Below are 17,053 nucleotides of genomic sequence, written 5' to 3' on the forward strand. Positions count from 1 at the left end.
TTTCGCTTTTGTTTATAAATATTTTATAAAACATTATTTATTAATTCTAAGATCTTTTCATCATACTTTTTATCTGTTAAATCTAATAACGTTATGTTTTCTTTCCCAACCTTTTCATATTCATAACATCTATCGTAATAATCCAAAACTGATCTGCAAACCAAGTCCCATCTCTCTTTTTCAATTGATTCTATAGCTATTTTTGTTCTTTGTGGTCCTAATCGTTTTTTTATCCTTAGTACAGATTCTTTGAGTTCTTCTTTATTAAATACACTATAAGTATCTATTAACTCATCTAACCTGTTTTCTTCGCTCCTTAAAATCTCAATTCTCCTTGAAGTCTTCATCTGCTTGAAGACTTCATGAGGTATTTTGCATTTGCCAATATTTGCACTTTCAGCTTCTATAAAAATTTTATTAATAGCTTTAAAGGAATTTAATTTTTCTGCAATTTTATTTTCAAATTGTTCATTTGAAGGTTGTTCATTCATTCCTAAACTACCAAATGTACTTCCTCTATGACAGGCAAATCCTTCAAGATCTATAGTTTGATATTTATATTTCTCTAGTAAAGTCAATAACCTTGTTTTCCCAGTTCCTGTTTTCCCCCCAATAATTAAAAAATTCCACTTTTTTGTGAAACTTTCTAATATCCATCTCCTATACGTTTTATATCCTCCTTTAAGTGTAATGGTATTATATTTATATTTTTCTAATAACCAAGCAATACTTTGTGATCGCATTCCACCTCTAGAACAATATATTCTAATTGATATTTCATTATTATTTTCAGAAATAATTTTATGAGAGTCAATATTCATAAATAAATCATCAAGAAGTAATTTCAATTTTTTTTCAAAAAATTTTAATCCCTCTATTACTGCTATTTCCCTACCTTTTTTTTTATAAATTGTCCCAATTATTGATCTCTCATTATTATCAAATAATGGAATGTTAATAGAATTAGGCATATGTCCTTTATAATATTCACTCGGGCTCCTAACATCTATAAGTGGTCCTTTAAAACTTCTAAATTTCTCTAGTTCTATACTTTTGGAATACATTGATAGTTTTTATTTTTAGGTTAATTTATTAAAATGACTAACAAAGAAAAAGATGACCATAGTAATGCTACATTAGATCTGATAAATAAATTTGTAGATTCAAATCAAAGAAAAAGAATAAATTTATTAACTCAAATAGAAGATGAAGTGGATAATATTTTTAAACTTGGCCATTCATTGTTTGAAATCTTTGATAGTGACGGTGATGACTGGGCTGCTGGTTGGTTATTGCAAGTTTTAAAAAGATATAAGCCTGATTTCTTTGATAATACCAAATTCAATGATTGGTTTAATACCTATTCAGAAATTGATATTAATTATGCAGAATTGCAATTGATGTTAGTTGAGCAAAAATTTGAAGAAGCTGATAGATTAACAAGCAGCTACTTAAGGAAGTTAGCAGGAAAACTAGCGGAAAAACGTGGATATGTTTTCTATAGTGAGGTTAATAATATGTCAGGTAAAGATCTACAAACAATTGATAGATTATGGACTATTTATTCTACTGGTAGATTTGGCTTTTCTATTCAGGCAATGATTTTAAAATCAGTAGGAAAGAAATATGAATTGTTGTGGCCTAAAATAGGATGGAAGAAAGATGGGTTATGGACAAGATACCCCTCTTCTTTTTGTTGGTCATTAAAGGCTCCTGATGGACATATGCCTCTAATAAATCAATTAAGAGGAGTAAGGCTTATGGACTCTATTCTTAGACATCCTGCTATAGCTGAGAGACACAATAATATACTTTAAAATAAGGTATTTAATAAGTTAAGATTAGGTTAGTATCAAAATATTATTATGTCCTTCTTTCAGGGCAAAAATATTTTTAAAAAATTCCTAAAGAGTTCAAGTATTAACTGGTCTATTTTTGAATTTGAATCTTCATTACAATTAAATGAATTTGTAGATCAATTATTAGAACCCATTGAAAGATCTCAATCAAGTTACCTCATCAAACTTGGCTTACATGAAGCCCTTGTTAACGCAGTTAAACATGGAAATAAATTAGATCCAACTAAAAATATTAGAGTTAGAAGAATCATTACTCCTAATTGGTGTGTTTGGCAAATCCAGGATCAAGGTAATGGTTTAGAAATAAAAAAAAGAAATTACAAATTACCAAAAAAAGTAAATAGTATTAATGGACGTGGACTATACATTATTAATGAATGTTTTGATGACATTCGATGGAGTAATAAAGGTAATAGGCTTCAATTGGCTTTAAAAAGGTGATTTTTACTAGGACAAGGTTTATCTACGTTAATTTCTTTTAACCATTTAATACTTTCTTCCATATATTCAATGGTTTCTTTCTCATTACAAGAAATAATTAATTGACATAACGCTGCTGAAATAAGTTCTGCAGATCTTTTATATTTATTACCTTTATCAATATGCCATTTTGAATGATCAATTTTTAATTTTCCATTAAGACTTTGCACAAGCTTAATAGTATCTTTATCCCAATATGTCATAGATGTTTTTTGATCTACTTTACAGCAGACCATACTTTGGTCATAAAAAAGGAATTTGAATTAACATTTTTAAAACCAACTTCTTCAAGTTTAGAATTTATGTCCTCTTTTATATAATCACAATAAAAAGGCTCATGAAAAGTTTTATAGAAATTTTCCATTATGGATGTAAAGTCAGGGGAATCACTTATTTGAATCGAATCTGCTAAAACTAATGTTCCGGAAGGTTCTAGTACTCTAAAAAATTCATTTAATACTTTAGCTCTAACTGTTCTCGGTAATTCATGAAATAAAAAAACACAAGAAATGCATTGAATGCTGTTATCCTCGAAAGGTAATTCTTCGGCATTACCTTTTATTAATTCAATTAAATCCCCATCAAGATCTGAAATATATCGACTCGCCTCTTTCAAGTATGAATCAGATAAATCAATTCCTGTGATTTTTTCTTTGGGGAATGCTCCTCTTAATTGTTTTAACGTCCTTCCTGAACCAGTTGCCACATCAAGAATTTTTATAGAACTTTTTTTTCTATCACTAAAACTTTCAAGTCCTTCTTTTATTGGCTTTATGATTCTCCTTCTCATTGAGTCAGCACTTCCATTAAAAAGTATCTCTACTTGTAAATCGTAAATACTAGCTGAAAATTCTGATAAATAACCATCTGTTTGATGATGAAAGTTTCTTAAGTAATAGTGAGGATAATTATCTTTTTCAATCGATTTTGGAAGATCATCAAAGTTTTGGCTTCTTCGCCTATTCCATGTATTAGGCATATCTAGCCAAATTTTAGGATATTGACTCAAATATCTAAGCCATGGCTCATCAAACAATAATTTTTTTGGATATATATTTTTTTCTGCGTCATTCCAATCTTCCTCTCTTAATAGATCCATTGAATTTTGGATTTGTAATAAAAGGTTCTTATCTATATCAAAGTTTTCAAGATTAGAATCGGGAAGAATAAAGTTCATTATCCTTGAACTAATTTGCTTATGAGCAAATCCAGCAATGCTTTTACTCTGTTGAAGCGTTTTATATGCAATTTTTGAAATAGATTCCCTAGCCATTTTTAAATTTATATATATATATTCCAACAAAAAAAAAATCAATTTGAGAATATTTTGTGATAATTCTCAAATTGATTAATTTGAACCTTTAGATTCTCTTACTTATGCGTCATAGTACATGAAGAATTCATGTGGATGAGGCCTCTGTCTTAATTGTTGTACCTCTTCATATTTTATATCGATAAAGTTATCAATAAAATCTTCTGTAAATACTCCACCAGCTAATAGATAATCCTTATCTGCTTTGAGTGCATTAAGTGAATCATTAAGAGATGAAGGAACGGTATCGATTTTTGCAAGTTCATCTGCTGGAAGTTCGAATAAATCAACATCTACACCATCACCAGGATCTATTTGATTTTTAATTCCATCAATACCAGCAAGCATCATTACTGAGAAAGCTAAATATGGGTTGGCAAGTGCGTCACCTGATCTAAATTCTAATCTTTTAGCTTTTGGACTTGGACCCGTTAAAGGTATTCTGACTGCAGCGGATCTATTACCCTCAGAATAAACTAGATTAACAGGTGCTTCGAACCCTGGAACCAATCTTTTATAACTGTTTGTAGTTGGATTAGTAAATGCTAGGAATGAAGGGGCATGCTTAAGTATTCCTCCTATGTACCATCTAGCTGTTTGAGATAAATTTGCATAGGCACCTTCACCAAAGAATAATGGCTCTCCACTCTTCCATAAACTTTGGTGTACATGCATTCCAGTACCATTATCGTTAAATACAGGCTTAGGCATAAAGGTAGCTGTTTTGCCATACTTTTTAGCTACGTTTCTAACCACGTATTTATACGTCATAACGTTATCAGCAGCATTTATTAAAGAATCAAATTTCATTCCAAGCTCGTGTTGGCCCGCACCAGCAACTTCATGGTGATGTTTTTCTGTAGGGATACCTAATTCACCCATAAGAAGAAGCATCTCAGATCTGATATCTTGCGCAGTATCATTTGGAGCTACTGGAAAATATCCTTCTTTATATTGTATTTTGTATCCTAAGTTTCCACCTTCTTCTATTCTCCCTGTATTCCATGGTGCTTCAATAGTATCTACACTGTAAAAACAACCTCCTTCTTTAGAGTCATATCTGACATCATCAAATAAAAAGAATTCTGGCTCTGGTCCAAAAAATGCAGTATCTGCTATGCCAGTAGAGTCTAAATATTTTAATGCCTTTTGAGCTAAAGCTCTTGGACATCTATCATAAGGCTCACCGCTTCTTGGCTCTTGAATAGAGCAAATCATGCTAAGAGTTTTATGTTTATAAAAAGGATCGATCCATGCTGTACTTGCATCAGGCACCATTGACATATCAGATGCATTAATTGCTTTCCAACCTCTTATTGATGACCCATCAAACGCTAAGCCTTCTGTAAAAGAATCCTCTTCTATCATGTCTGATGTAAGTGTTAAATGTTGCCATTTTCCATGAATATCAGTGAATTTTAAATCGATGAGTTCAATTCCTTCGTCTTTAATTTGACTTAAAACATCTTGAGGTGACTTAGACATAATTTTTTAATACCTTATATGAAATTAATAACTTGATGAGTCTTGTTTTGTATCAACCGTAACCTTTTTTAAGGTTAGATGGCTTCTTTTAGTGTTTCAAGTCATAAGTTTAATAATTGTTTACGTAAATATTTAAATTGAATGAATTTCTTTATATAAATCTCGCTTATGCGGTGATATTAGTCTAATTTAAAAGTAATTGAATGTAATGCTTTGACAGAGGCGAAACTTATTTCTGCTTTAAATGAAGAGAATTTATCTCATTTCTCAAAGACTTATGTTCCCTCTAGACTTTTATTAGGTCCCGGTCCTTCAAACGCTCATCCAGAAGTTTTAAACGCTCTTTCTCTAAATCCAATTGGTCATTTAGATGAAGCATATATTTCATTAATGTCTGATGTTCAAAAACTTCTAAGATATACCTGGCAATGCAATAATCGTCTTACTCTCCCAATGAGTGGTACTGGAAGTGCAGCTATGGAAGCTTCAATAGCCAATTTTATAGAGGAAGGAGAAAAAATTCTAATAGCTAAAAAAGGATATTTTGGAGACAGACTTGTTGATATGGCTACTAGATATAAAGCAGATATATCTGTTATGGAAAAACCTTGGGGGGAATCTTTTTCTTATGAAGAAATCAAGTATGAAATAGAGACTAAAAAACCAGCTATATTTGCTATTGTTCATGCTGAAACATCTAGTGGGGTTTTACAACCTCTTGATGGAATTGGTGATGTATGTAGAAAAAATAACTGCTTGTTTTTAGTTGACGCTGTTACTTCTCTTGGCGCTTTAGAACTATTGATAGATGAATGGAAAATAGATTTAGCGTATAGTTGTAGTCAGAAAGGACTAAGTTGCCCCCCTGGATTAAGTCCTTTTACAATGAATGAGAGAGCTGAAGAAAAACTAAGTTCAAGAAAAACAAAAGTTCCTAACTGGTATTTAGATTTATCCCTTTTAAATAAATATTGGGGTTCAGATCGCGTTTACCATCATACAGCCCCTGTAAATATGAATTTTGCTATACGAGAGGGTTTACGATTAATTGCAAATGAAGGTTTAGAAAATGTTTGGATTAGGCATAATACCAATGCAAGGAAACTGTGGAATGGTTTAGAAAGTTTAGGCATGGAATTACATGTTTCAAAAGATTATCGATTGCCAACTCTTACAACAGTTAAGATTCCACCAGCAGTTGATGGAGATGGTTTTAGAAATCATCTTTTAAGAAACTTTGGAATAGAAATAGGAAATGGACTTGGAGAATTGTCTGGTAAGGTATGGCGTATAGGATTAATGGGCTATAACTCAAGTGAAGAGAATGTCGACAGGTTATTAAACCTATTTGATACTGAGTTAAAGAAATATTCTATTTTTGAGTCCTCAACTTTTTAAACCATAATTGTAATATTTGACTGCATTCTTCTTCTAATATACCCCCTACAATTTCCATCTTGTGATGAGAGCTTTTATGCTTTGATAAGTCAATTGACCCTCCCAATCCACCTCTTTTCTTATCGTAGGCACCAAAAACAACTTTACCCATCCTCGCTTGAATAAGCGCCGATGCACACATGGTACATGGTTCTAAGTTTGTGATAGTAATACATTCATTAAACCTCCAATCATTTTTTATTAGAGATGCCTGCCTTAGTGCCATTATCTCAGCATGACCTAATGGATCTTTATTTACACTTCTCCTGTTAACCCCTCTTCCAATACATCTTCCTCTTTCATCTAAAATTATTGAAGAGATTGGTAGCACAACTTTTCCAATTTCTTCTGATCTTCTTAATATAGAATTCATCCATTTAATGTAATTTAAATTATTTGTTCCTTTATGTGGATCATTACTACTATTTCCATTTTCAAAAATATTCCTCATTTAATAATATTGAGAATAGACTTGTTAAAAGATATCTTATCTGATGACTGAAGATTTAATTAATAAAAAAGATATATACTTCCCTTCCTCTTTAGGGACTAACGATAACTTTATTACTCTCCTCAATAGAGCAACTCAAATTCTTTGTGACTGGTTCTCTAATGCCGAGAAATATGGTCCATTAACCTTTGATGAGAATTTCAAGTGCTTAATGCCTGATGAGTATGGTAATTCTACAGAAGATTTGTTTTCTGAGATTCAATCCCTTCTGAATAATTCATTTAATCCCGTTCATCCTGGCTCTCTAGCTCATCTTGACCCCCCACCTTTAATTTTTTCTATTTTAGGAGATTTAATTGCTGCTGGCTTAAATAATAATCTTCTTGCTTACGAGTTGTCTCCAAGTGTTACTTTGCTTGAGGAATCATTATGCAAATGGTTTGCAAAGAAAATAGGGTTTAATGATTCTTCAGGAGGTATAGCAGCTAGCGGAGGCACTTTAAGTAATTTGAATGCACTTATAGCAGCTAGACATAATGCTGGATTAGGTTCAGATCCTAATTCTGTATTACTTGTAAGTGAAGATGCTCATTCTTCCTTCATTAAATGCACAAGAATTATGGGTCTTGATGATTCAAATCTAGTAAAGATTAAAACTGATAATAAAGGTTGTATGGACATAGATAATCTAAAAAATTCTATAGATCAATGTTCGATAAATAATAAAAAAATCTTTGTTATTGTTGCCACATTAGGAACAACTGTAAGAGGAGCAATTGATCCTATTAAGGATATAAGTGATATATGCAAAGAAAGAAATATTTGGCTACATATTGATGGCTCTATTGGTGGGATTTTTGGAGTAACATCTATTCCAATAGAGGGTTTAAATAATATTAATCAGGCTAATTCCATAACAATAAATCCCCAAAAAATAATTGGCATTACAAAGACTTCCTCTCTGTTATTGGTATCAAATATGCGTACTTTGGAAAATACCTTTTCGACTGGACTTCCATATATATCATCTAAGGAAAACATAATAAACAGAGGAGAATTAGGTATTCAAGGTTCTAGACCTGCAGAAGTTATAAAACTTTGGCTTGGATTAAGATCTTTAGGTTTGAAAGGATTGGATGATATATTAAATTCATCAATTAATAGAAAAGACTTTTTTATAAAAAATATTAATAAAAATAAATTTGAAATATATTCAGGTCCTCTACATATTATTTCTTTCTTACCAAAGGGACTTAATACAAAAGACACGGATTTCTGGACTCAAACTAAAGTTAATGAACTAATGAAAAATAATTTTATGATTTCTAGACCAAAATTTAAAGGTAAATATTATTTAAGAGTTGTCATGGGTAATTACAATACTAACGAATCTCATATTGAAGAACTTTTGAAAATTTTACATGCTTAACAATGAATATAGGTAGACCAAAAATTATTGCAGTAGTCACAGGGTTTATCTCTATAGCCATTTGTATTGCCTACTTACTTTTAATAACTATCTTTGATTTCAGAACTTATCTAAATGATCAATTATCAAATCTTACATAGGAAATGGAGGCAAACTTTTATTTGACTTGAAATATTTTTTTATCTTAATTTTAGAAATAGCTTCTTTTACGAAGTTATTTAAAATGTCCTCTCTCTTACTTATTCTGTAGATTTTATCTACAACTTCTTGAATTCCTCCATCTCCCCAATCTTGTCCATTTTTAAAATATTCAATTAAACTTAGTCCTACTATTTTTATTAACCAACCTGCAGTAATAGATTGTATCGATTTAGATATTATTATTTTAGTCATACTTGTAGCTAAAGCAGGTGAAAGAATTGCGAGCCCACCTTTTAGTATTCCTTGTTTAGCCAATGCGCTTAGCAATGATTTCGATAAATCTTTGGCATCTTTTTTAGTAAGCTTTATTTCATATATTTTTGATAATTCCATTATCATTTGAAGGTTAACCGAGGTAGTAGTAAGAAAATCAACCGCTGGAAGTGGATTAACTAGGATTACTCCTCCTGTTACCCACATATATTTATTAATCACTTTATTTGACATTAAGTATCTTTGTTCTTGTACGAAATTTTTGCTTTTAATACCTAACTTATTTGAGCGAAAAAGGATATTATCTGCCAATAACTCTTCACCACTATTATCTAGCGTTTCAATTATTTCTTTAAATAAACTTCCTACCTCTGGAACTATATTTAAGGCCTCTGATTTTACATATGGAGATTGTTGAGGTATTGCAATTGTTTTAACAACTGAAATTTTATTTTTTCTAGCAGAAGTTATGGAAATTATATTTTCTTTGATGAGGTTATTTTCATCTCTAGACCTTAAATCACATTTATTTAGCACTATTATTATTTTTTTTCCTACTTTGAATAATTCATTAATTAAATATTTTTCGTATTTATTTATGTCCTGATCTAAGACAAAGAGAACTATGTCAGAATTTGATGCTTGTATAATTGTTGCTTTTTCTCTTTCTTCGCCTAACTTAGATGGTTCGAATAATCCTGGAGTATCAATTATATTAATGTTTCTTTTTAAGATTGGGATACGAATTTTATAGCTATTAATTTGCTTTGTTGTACCTATTTTAGCTGATGTTTGTCCGACAATATTTTTTAATAAAGATCTTGCTATTGAAGTTTTTCCTGAGGAACCTGCTCCAAAAAGAGTAACTTTATAATCTCCTGTTTTTAATTGTGCCTCAAGTTTATTTTTTTGGTAATTTAACAATTCAACTTTTACTTTATCGTTTATTTTTTTACTTATTTTCTCGATCCCTTCCAAACTTATCTTGGCAGCACCATATGTATTCTTGAATGAAAGTGTATTCTTTTTATTTTTGTATATAACTTTATAAACTATTTTCTTAAATAATTTTTTATCAATATTATAAAATATATACATAGTTATTATTAAAAATAAAAGCGTATAAATATTAACTACTCTTATTAATGTCGAAAATAAAATATATAGAAATAAAATAAAGAAAAAATATTTTATATACTTTAATTTAAAGTAATTCATATTATCGTTTCTTTTTAAAAATAGTATAAATTAAAAAAATAAAACCAATATTAATAGATATATCGGCAATATTAAAAACTGGAAAATTTATAATATTTAAATTTATAAAATCAATTACAAATCCTTTTAATATTCTATCTATTCCATTACCAAAAGTTCCGCCAAGAATAAAGCTATAACAATAGAGATCAAAAACGTTTAAAGTATTTTTTCTTAATATTAAATAAATAAGGAATATTGAAATAATAATACTTATGAAAGATAAAAATATTCTACTGCCACTAAATATGTTAAATGCTGCCCCATAATTTTTTACAAAGTCTAATCTAAATAAAAGAAAATCTTTATTTATAAGTTTTTTATAATTATAAAACATTAAATATTTCGTATATTGATCTATTAAAATAATAAAAATACTTAAAGAAAAGAAATATAATTTTGTTTGTATTTTGTTAACCATTATTTGCTATGTTTTAAACGTTTTATAGGTTCAATAAATAATAATAGTGGAAATAGCATTAAAAAATGATATCCAATTTTACCTAAAGAGTATTTCCCTAAATTATATAAAAATATATTAAATTGACTGTAAAATATAACTTGTATAAAGTTGTAAAATATTCCGGTTAAATGCATAGCACCTATTGCTATAAATCCATTTTTTAAAAAGTTGCCAAAATTTATTTTATTTCTTGTATTTAAATTATCAATTATTTTGATTAATGGATACACTCCTAATAAATATCCAAAATTTGGAGTGAGCAAATATCCTATTGACCCACCGTCATGAAAAACTGGGAATATAAATAACCCTAAAATTATATATATAGTAAATGCTCTAAAAACAACTTTTCTATTAAATAAAAGTGTTAGTAAAATAATTGTTGGAATTTGCCAAGTGATAGGTATGTCAAAGTTAATACTTGATTTATCAGTAAATGTGAGTGGAATATTTATAGGAATCAGGGTTGATACTATTATTGATTGAAAACATACCAGTATCTCAATTAATTTATACAAATTGAGCATGTTTATAAATATTATTTATAAGCTTCTTAAGGCAACAATCGGATCTAATTTAGAGGCTCTTTTTGCGGGTAAAACACCAAAAATTAAACCTATTGATCCTGAAATAATCATTGTGGATAAAGTAGTTGTAATACCTACAGATGCAGGAAGTGGTGTAATCAGAGATAATAGAAAAACACCTGATAATCCAGTTGTTGTTCCTATTAATCCTCCAATTGTAGATAAAATCAATGCCTCAATTAAAAATTGAATTAATATATCCGACTGTTTAGCACCAATTGCTTTTCTAAGACCTATTTCTTCAGTTCTTTCGCTAACAGAAACAAGCATAATATTCATTATTCCTATACCTCCAACTACTAAAGATACTGCACCAATACCTGCTAATAGAAACGTTAGTCCACTCGTAATATTAGTTACAATGTTTAATGCATCTTCTTGTGATCTAACTGCAAAGTCATCATCTCTTATTATTTTATGTCTTTGCCTTAATAAGTTAGTAATTTGAAATTTTGCTGCGCTGGTTGTCTTTTTATTTTTTGCTTCAACACTTATGAAGCTTAAACTTACACCATATGTAGGATCCTTCCCCGTAATCCTATTAACCATTGTAGTCAATGGAATATAAGCATTCCTGTCTTGATTACTTCCAAATACTGCCCCTTTGGGTTTTAAAATTCCTATTATTTCATAAGTATGATCTTTAATTCTAATTTGTTCCCCAAGTGATGAAGATTTATTTTCAAAAAATTCCTCTTTTAGATCAGGACCTATTACTACATAACTCCTGGCGCTGTTAATATCGCTTTGAGATAAGAATCTACCCTTATCCACTTCAAAACTTCTAACATCAAGAAACTCAGGAGTTACACCTGCAATTGATATATTTAGACTTTTAGAATTTGATTGAACTATTTCATTCGCAGATATTTGGGGAGCAACTTTGTTAACAGTTGGGACCTGATTACTTATTGCCAGTGCATCTTCTAAAACTAAGTTTTTAGGAAATGAAATACCTCTTCTTCTTGTGTCATTATTTCCAGGAACAATAAATAATACATTTGCTCCTAAATTACTTAATTGGTTTTTTGCTAATGTTTGTGCGCCTCTCCCAAGTCCAACGAGTGTAATAACAGATGCATTTCCTATAATTATTCCCAACATTGTTAAAGAACTTCTCAATTTGTTCGATACTAATGTTTTGGTAGCCATACCTAAGGCTTCATTTATTGAGATATTCCTAGACATATTTATATTTATCTATTGCTTCTTCATCATCTTCAATTTGACCCATATAAATTACCCCTTCATTAAGTTGCAAAGTTACTAGGTCGCCATTAATAATTTGAAGATCATCAATATTTTCCAGATTACATATTGTAGAAACCTTATTATTATTTTTATTAAATAATGAGTAAACATCATCGACATTTTGGTTCGTAACAATTCCGGCAATATTTTTGCTTAATGGTAAATTTCCTAATAGTTCTTTTGGAACAAATAAAATTTCTCCTGGACAAATCAATGACATATCAAGATTATTTTTTATTATTCTTGCTTTTCCTGTGACTCCAATTTCACCTATTGAAACCCCTCTTGAAACAATCTTTCTTACTAAACCGACTTTTATTAAATCTGTAGAGCCGCTTATCCCTGTTAGTGTACCTGCAGTTTGAACCACTAAATCTCCTTGATTTAGTATTCCCATTTCCTGAGCAATTTGCATAGCTAAGCTAAATGTTTTTGCTGTTCGTTCATCATTTTTTACTACTATCGGGGTAACTCCCCAAACGAGTTGCAACCTTCTTGCTACACTCCTCTCTGTTGTAGTAGCCAAAATGGGAGTTGGTGGTCTGAATTTACTTACATTTCGAGCAGTAGAACCTGATTTTGTTAATGGGATAATTGCTCCTGCGTCAAGTTGTCTGGCGATGTTACTTACTGCTGCACTGATAGCATTTGGTATTGTACTAGGTAAGTGACTCTCTATAGCTTTAAGTGGATAGTCCCTTTCAATTCTTCTCGCTATAGTTGCCATCGTTTCTACTGCTTCTACAGGATAATCACCAACGGCGGTCTCATTTGAAAGCATTACTGCATCTGTTCCATCTAGTATTGCATTGGCAACATCGCTTACTTCCGCTCTAGTTGGTCTTGGATTAGAGGCCATGGAATCAAGCATTTGAGTCGCGGTAATTATTGGTATACCTAATGTATTAGCTTTTCTTATTAATTCTTTTTGTAAAAGTGGAACTTCTTCAGCGGGCATTTCTACTCCCAAATCACCTCTTGCTACCATAACCCCATCACATAAGGGTAATACAGCATCAATTTGATCTATAGCTTCAAATTTTTCTATTTTGGCAACTACTGGAGTGGAATGCCCATTTTTATTTATTAAATCTTTTATCTCGTTTATATCAGATGGATTTCTAACGAAGCTTAAAGCTATCCAGTCAACACCTTCAGATAATCCAAATTTTAAATCCTCTTTATCTTTATCTGTTAAAGCTTTTACAGATAATTGAACATCTGGAAAATTTACACCTTTATTATTCGAAAGAACCCCACCAACAGTAACCAAACATTCTAAAAGATTAGATTCTATATCTACTTTTTCTACAACCATTTCAATTTTTCCATCGTCTAATAGTATTCTTTTTCCTTCGCTAACTTCTTGAGAAAGATTCTCGTAGGTTACATTAGCAATACTATTTGTGCATTCGACTTCATTTGAAGTTAGTTTAAATTTATCTCCTTTTTTTACTCTTACTGGACCATCTTTGAATCGTCCTAATCTTATCTTAGGGCCTTGAAGATCCTGAAGAATACCAATATCAATATCTAATTTTTTTGATACTTCTCTAATTGTTGCAATTCTCTCTGCATGATCTTTATGATCTCCATGTGAGAAATTTAATCTGAATGTTGTAACTCCAGCCTTAATTAAATCTGTAATAATCTCTTCAGATTGAGTTGCAGGGCCAATAGTAGCTACAATTTTTGTTCTTCTTTTTAAATCAATATTCGACATATATAAATAATATTGCTAGATATAAATAAATTTACCATACCCAAAGTTAGTTATTTAAGTCATGAATTTTAAAACTTATCAGAAAAAAGCAAGAGAAACAGCTCAATATCCAAATTTAGGCTCAAATAATATTTATCCAACTCTTGGTTTAGTTGGTGAAGCTGGTGAAGTTGCAGAAAAAGTAAAAAAAGTAATTAGGGATAAAAATGGAGTATTTGATAAAGAGTCAAAATTAGGTATAAAAAAAGAATTAGGAGATGTTTTATGGTACATATCTAATCTTTGTACAGAATTAAATTTCAATTTAGAAGATGTTGCATTACAAAACCTTGAAAAATTAAAATTCAGAGCTTCTAAAGGTAAGATAAGTGGTTCGGGTGATGATCGCTAACTTTTAATATTGATATCCACTGCCTTGGTTTAGTAAAAACATTATTAATTGAGGTATGAATCCTTGTATGACTTGGAAAAGAATTAATGCTAATAATGAAGATATATCAAATCCACCAATGGGTGGGATAATACCTCTAAATATATTTAAATATGGATCTGTGATTGATGTTAATGCGGATAATATTCCATTACTCCAATCGATTCCTGGGAACCAGGTCAAAAGTATTCTAATAATCAATAAGGCATAGTAAAGCGATAATGTAGTACTAATAACTTGTAAAATTGAAATTGTTATTGCAGCCATTAAAAAAAGTTAATCAATTCAATTCTAACATTTACTTCTTATTGCTGCTTGTTAATGCCGCTTCCTATATTTGAGAGATATTCATCACTTACAGCAAAAGTTTGGAAAAACTTCTCGGATAAGGACAACCAAAATGATCTGCCGTCTTTTTGCTTTCGTTTCACAATGAATTTCTTTTCTAGTAATTCTTTAATATGTTCATAAGCACCTGAGCCTCTTAGAAGTATAAGATCTGATTGTAGAATCTTCTTTTTAATAGCAATGGTTGCCAATGTCCTTAATTCTGATGTTTTAAGATCAGAAGGTAGTAAATCCTCTACAAAATCATTAAGACTAGATTTTAACTCCAGACAAAAACTATTATTTACTTCATTTAATACAATTGCTGAGTTTGGATTGGAATATTTATTTTTTAGATCTTTGATTGATTCATTTATTGAATTGATATCCGTATTAGTAATTTCAGAAAGATCTTTTCTTGTTATTGGCCTTCCTTTCAAATAAAGGACAGCCTCAATTCTAGTTATTAGATCTATATCAGATATTTTCTTAGTAATTAGATCAGATTGATTAATTTTAGATGACCAAATTCTTTCCTAATTTACCTTATATTTAATCTGATGCACCAAGGAATAATTTATACGTATTGTTATTGGTCTCATCCCAGTATTTATAACCTAAGATTTTTACAAATTTTTCCCATTCTGTAATTTCATTTTTATCAATTAAAACTCCAATAACAATTTTTCCTACATCAGCACCATAGTTTCTATAGTGAAATACACTTATTGTCCAATTAGATTTCATATTATTTAAGAAATTTATTAATGCTCCAGGTCTTTCTGGAAATTCAAATCTATAAAGCAACTCTACAAAATTTATATTATTCAATTCATTAATATTCTTTGGTAATCTTCCACCTACCATATGTCTGAGATGATTTTTAGATAATTCATCATCACTTATATCCATAAATGGATATTGTGAATTTTTAAATTCATCTAATAGGTTTTTTTTGTCAAATAATCCATAAACCTGCACTCCTACAAATATCTGTGCGTTTGATGAATTTGACATTCTATAGCTAAATTCTGTTAAATTTCTATCATTAAGCAATTTACAAAAATCAATTAAACTACCGGCTCTTTCTGGAATTTCAACAGCCATCATTACCTCTTTGCACTCTCCCAGCTCGGCTCTTTCTGCAACAAATCTAAGCCTTTCAAAGTTCATATTTGCACCACATGCTATTGCGATCATTTTTTTATTTGAATGATTAGACTCGAATATGTCTTTTTTCATTCCAGCAATTGATAATGCTCCTGCAGGCTCTAGTATCGATCTAGTATCCTCAAATACATCTTTTATAGCAGCACATATTTCATCTGTATTAACCGTAATCATCTTATCAATATATCTCCTACCAATATCAAAAGTATTATTACCAACTTTTTTAACGGCCACTCCATCAGCAAACTGTCCTACAGAAGATAATTCCACAATTTTTGATTCTTCCAAAGATTTTGACATAGCATCTGCGTCTTCAGGCTCTACACCAATTATTTTTACCGTAGGCCATATTTTTTTTATGTATAAAGATATTCCTGCGATTAATCCACCACCACCTACAGCAACATAAATTGCATATGGTTTTTCATTTGATTGTTGTTCAAGTTCAATAGCTATAGTTCCTTGTCCTGCGATTACGTCTGGATCATCAAAAGGATGAATAAAACATAATTTTCTTTCTTGGCTAATCCGTATTGCTTCTTTATAAGTTTCATCATAATTATCACCATATAATATAACTTTTGCTTTTAAATTTTTTACTGCGTTGATTTTAACTAGAGGTGTTGTTATGGGCATTAAAATAGTAGCTTGGCAATTTAACTTAAGAGCACTCAATGCCACCCCTTGAGCATGATTACCAGCACTAGAGGTAATTACTCCCTGAGTTAGCTGTGACTTATTGAGCTTACTCATTTTGTTATATGCACCTCTTATTTTAAATGAAAATACGTCTTGAAGATCTTCTCTTTTTAAATAAATTTCATTTTTAAGTGAATTACTTAGATTATGAGCTTTTTCTAGCGGTGTTTTTTTTGCCACTTTATAAACTTCAGCTTGAAGTATTTTTTCAAAATAATCATTCATATACATATTTTTAGCATTAATTATTAATCTAATAAAACATTACATGATCTATTT

19 protein-coding genes are annotated in these 17,053 nt (G+C 30.2%); 6 read left to right on the forward strand and 13 right to left on the reverse strand.

Features of this window, described 5'->3' with window-relative positions:
• Window positions 1-23: 23 nt before the first annotated feature.
• Window positions 24-1,064: a tRNA 2-selenouridine(34) synthase MnmH gene (mnmH, locus tag HA146_RS04460; RefSeq protein ID WP_209108351.1), complete on the reverse strand. Its 1,041-nt coding sequence runs from the start codon at window positions 1,062-1,064 to the stop codon at window positions 24-26.
• A gap of 33 nt (window positions 1,065-1,097) precedes the next feature.
• Here mnmH and HA146_RS04465 point away from each other — a divergent pair, with 33 nt between their 5' ends.
• Both HA146_RS04465 and HA146_RS04470 read left to right on the forward strand, forming a co-directional pair.
• Window positions 1,098-1,817 carry a GUN4 domain-containing protein gene (locus tag HA146_RS04465; protein ID WP_209108352.1) on the forward strand — a complete coding sequence of 240 codons (720 nt, stop codon included), beginning with the start codon at window positions 1,098-1,100 and terminating at the stop codon, window positions 1,815-1,817.
• Between the two features lie 48 nt (window positions 1,818-1,865).
• Window positions 1,866-2,300: an ATP-binding protein gene (locus HA146_RS04470; RefSeq protein WP_209108353.1), complete on the forward strand. Its 435-nt coding sequence runs from the start codon at window positions 1,866-1,868 to the stop codon at window positions 2,298-2,300.
• On the opposite strand, the gene HA146_RS04475 is transcribed toward HA146_RS04470, so the two are convergent.
• The 3 genes from HA146_RS04475 to glnA form a co-directional block, all read right to left on the reverse strand.
• A complete protein-coding gene (locus tag HA146_RS04475) occupies window positions 2,279-2,542 on the reverse strand; it encodes a DUF6439 family protein (RefSeq protein WP_209108354.1) in 264 nt (87 codons plus the stop codon). The two genes, HA146_RS04470 and HA146_RS04475, sit on opposite strands and share 22 nt — an antisense overlap.
• Window positions 2,543-2,556: 14 nt before the next feature.
• The gene (locus HA146_RS04480) at window positions 2,557-3,612 is read right to left on the reverse strand and encodes a class I SAM-dependent methyltransferase (protein ID WP_209108355.1); all 1,056 of its coding nucleotides are present in this window, start codon (window positions 3,610-3,612) and stop codon (window positions 2,557-2,559) included.
• Between the two features lie 102 nt (window positions 3,613-3,714).
• A complete protein-coding gene (gene glnA, locus HA146_RS04485; protein WP_209108356.1) occupies window positions 3,715-5,136 on the reverse strand; it encodes a type I glutamate--ammonia ligase in 1,422 nt (473 codons plus the stop codon).
• A gap of 213 nt (window positions 5,137-5,349) precedes the next feature.
• Here glnA and HA146_RS04490 point away from each other — a divergent pair, with 213 nt between their 5' ends.
• Entirely contained in the window at window positions 5,350-6,534 is a 1,185-nt protein-coding gene (locus HA146_RS04490; protein ID WP_209108357.1) for a pyridoxal-phosphate-dependent aminotransferase family protein, read from the forward strand.
• On the opposite strand, the gene HA146_RS04495 is transcribed toward HA146_RS04490, so the two are convergent.
• Entirely contained in the window at window positions 6,509-7,024 is a 516-nt protein-coding gene (locus HA146_RS04495; protein ID WP_209108358.1) for a nucleoside deaminase, read from the reverse strand. The two genes, HA146_RS04490 and HA146_RS04495, sit on opposite strands and share 26 nt — an antisense overlap.
• Window positions 7,025-7,067: 43 nt before the next feature.
• Between HA146_RS04495 and HA146_RS04500 the strand changes: the two genes are divergently transcribed.
• Window positions 7,068-8,453 (forward strand): pyridoxal phosphate-dependent decarboxylase family protein, encoded by a 1,386-nt coding sequence (locus HA146_RS04500; protein ID WP_209108359.1) that lies wholly within the window; start codon window positions 7,068-7,070, stop codon window positions 8,451-8,453.
• A 2-nt stretch (window positions 8,454-8,455) separates the two neighbouring features.
• Window positions 8,456-8,593, forward strand: a complete 138-nt coding sequence (locus tag HA146_RS04505) for a hypothetical protein (protein ID WP_209108492.1) — start codon at window positions 8,456-8,458, stop codon at window positions 8,591-8,593.
• Here the strand turns inward: HA146_RS04505 and HA146_RS04510 are convergent.
• The 5 genes from HA146_RS04510 to pyk are packed head-to-tail and all read right to left on the reverse strand — an operon-like array spanning window position 8,586 to window position 14,148.
• Window positions 8,586-10,085, reverse strand: a complete 1,500-nt coding sequence (locus HA146_RS04510; protein ID WP_209108360.1) for a GTP-binding protein — start codon at window positions 10,083-10,085, stop codon at window positions 8,586-8,588. The genes HA146_RS04505 and HA146_RS04510 overlap by 8 nt on opposite strands.
• Window position 10,086: 1 nt before the next feature.
• Window positions 10,087-10,545: a signal peptidase II gene (gene lspA, locus HA146_RS04515; RefSeq protein ID WP_209108361.1), complete on the reverse strand. Its 459-nt coding sequence runs from the start codon at window positions 10,543-10,545 to the stop codon at window positions 10,087-10,089.
• The gene (locus HA146_RS04520) at window positions 10,545-11,114 is read right to left on the reverse strand and encodes a biotin transporter BioY (RefSeq protein ID WP_209108362.1); all 570 of its coding nucleotides are present in this window, start codon (window positions 11,112-11,114) and stop codon (window positions 10,545-10,547) included. Before HA146_RS04520 ends, lspA begins: the two co-directional genes overlap by 1 nt.
• 15 nt (window positions 11,115-11,129) lie before the next feature.
• A complete protein-coding gene (locus tag HA146_RS04525; RefSeq protein WP_209108363.1) occupies window positions 11,130-12,362 on the reverse strand; it encodes an ABC transporter permease in 1,233 nt (410 codons plus the stop codon).
• Window positions 12,355-14,148, reverse strand: a complete 1,794-nt coding sequence (pyk, locus tag HA146_RS04530; RefSeq protein WP_209108364.1) for a pyruvate kinase — start codon at window positions 14,146-14,148, stop codon at window positions 12,355-12,357. The genes HA146_RS04525 and pyk overlap by 8 nt, the downstream gene beginning before the upstream one ends.
• 61 nt (window positions 14,149-14,209) lie before the next feature.
• On the opposite strand from pyk, the gene HA146_RS04535 reads away from it, so the two are divergent.
• The gene (locus HA146_RS04535; protein WP_209108365.1) at window positions 14,210-14,539 is read left to right on the forward strand and encodes a nucleoside triphosphate pyrophosphohydrolase family protein; all 330 of its coding nucleotides are present in this window, start codon (window positions 14,210-14,212) and stop codon (window positions 14,537-14,539) included.
• Between the two features lie 3 nt (window positions 14,540-14,542).
• Here the strand turns inward: HA146_RS04535 and HA146_RS04540 are convergent, their stop codons facing one another.
• The 3 genes from HA146_RS04540 to ilvA form a co-directional block, all read right to left on the reverse strand.
• Window positions 14,543-14,845 carry a YggT family protein gene (locus HA146_RS04540; protein ID WP_209108366.1) on the reverse strand — a complete coding sequence of 101 codons (303 nt, stop codon included), beginning with the start codon at window positions 14,843-14,845 and terminating at the stop codon, window positions 14,543-14,545.
• Window positions 14,846-14,883: 38 nt separating this feature from the next.
• Window positions 14,884-15,372, reverse strand: coding sequence for an SMC-Scp complex subunit ScpB (scpB, locus tag HA146_RS04545; protein ID WP_374027177.1), 489 nt, complete (start codon window positions 15,370-15,372; stop codon window positions 14,884-14,886).
• Window positions 15,373-15,457: 85 nt separating this feature from the next.
• Window positions 15,458-16,999, reverse strand: coding sequence for a threonine ammonia-lyase, biosynthetic (gene ilvA / locus HA146_RS04550; RefSeq protein ID WP_209108367.1), 1,542 nt, complete (start codon window positions 16,997-16,999; stop codon window positions 15,458-15,460).
• Window positions 17,000-17,053: the final 54 nt, after the last annotated feature.

This window comes from Prochlorococcus marinus CUG1416, assembly GCF_017695965.1.
Taxonomy (GTDB): Bacteria; Cyanobacteriota; Cyanobacteriia; order PCC-6307; family Cyanobiaceae; genus Prochlorococcus_A.

Excerpts from the sequence above, each read along its gene's own strand:
- mnmH (WP_209108351.1), bottom strand. The coding sequence starts at position 1,064 with ATGTATTCCAAAAGTATAGAACTAGAGAAATTTAGAAGTTTTAAAGGA.
- HA146_RS04465 (WP_209108352.1), top strand. The coding sequence starts at position 1,098 with ATGACTAACAAAGAAAAAGATGACCATAGTAATGCTACATTAGATCTG.
- HA146_RS04470 (WP_209108353.1), top strand. The coding sequence starts at position 1,866 with ATGTCCTTCTTTCAGGGCAAAAATATTTTTAAAAAATTCCTAAAGAGT.
- HA146_RS04475 (WP_209108354.1), bottom strand. The coding sequence starts at position 2,542 with ATGACATATTGGGATAAAGATACTATTAAGCTTGTGCAAAGTCTTAAT.
- HA146_RS04480 (WP_209108355.1), bottom strand. The coding sequence starts at position 3,612 with ATGGCTAGGGAATCTATTTCAAAAATTGCATATAAAACGCTTCAACAG.
- glnA (WP_209108356.1), bottom strand. The coding sequence starts at position 5,136 with ATGTCTAAGTCACCTCAAGATGTTTTAAGTCAAATTAAAGACGAAGGA.
- HA146_RS04495 (WP_209108358.1), bottom strand. The coding sequence starts at position 7,024 with ATGAGGAATATTTTTGAAAATGGAAATAGTAGTAATGATCCACATAAA.
- HA146_RS04500 (WP_209108359.1), top strand. The coding sequence starts at position 7,068 with ATGACTGAAGATTTAATTAATAAAAAAGATATATACTTCCCTTCCTCT.
- HA146_RS04505 (WP_209108492.1), top strand. The coding sequence starts at position 8,456 with ATGAATATAGGTAGACCAAAAATTATTGCAGTAGTCACAGGGTTTATC.
- HA146_RS04510 (WP_209108360.1), bottom strand. The coding sequence starts at position 10,085 with ATGAATTACTTTAAATTAAAGTATATAAAATATTTTTTCTTTATTTTA.
- lspA (WP_209108361.1), bottom strand. The coding sequence starts at position 10,545 with ATGGTTAACAAAATACAAACAAAATTATATTTCTTTTCTTTAAGTATT.
- HA146_RS04520 (WP_209108362.1), bottom strand. The coding sequence starts at position 11,114 with ATGCTCAATTTGTATAAATTAATTGAGATACTGGTATGTTTTCAATCA.
- HA146_RS04525 (WP_209108363.1), bottom strand. The coding sequence starts at position 12,362 with ATGTCTAGGAATATCTCAATAAATGAAGCCTTAGGTATGGCTACCAAA.
- pyk (WP_209108364.1), bottom strand. The coding sequence starts at position 14,148 with ATGTCGAATATTGATTTAAAAAGAAGAACAAAAATTGTAGCTACTATT.
- HA146_RS04535 (WP_209108365.1), top strand. The coding sequence starts at position 14,210 with ATGAATTTTAAAACTTATCAGAAAAAAGCAAGAGAAACAGCTCAATAT.
- HA146_RS04540 (WP_209108366.1), bottom strand. The coding sequence starts at position 14,845 with ATGGCTGCAATAACAATTTCAATTTTACAAGTTATTAGTACTACATTA.
- ilvA (WP_209108367.1), bottom strand. The coding sequence starts at position 16,999 with ATGAATGATTATTTTGAAAAAATACTTCAAGCTGAAGTTTATAAAGTG.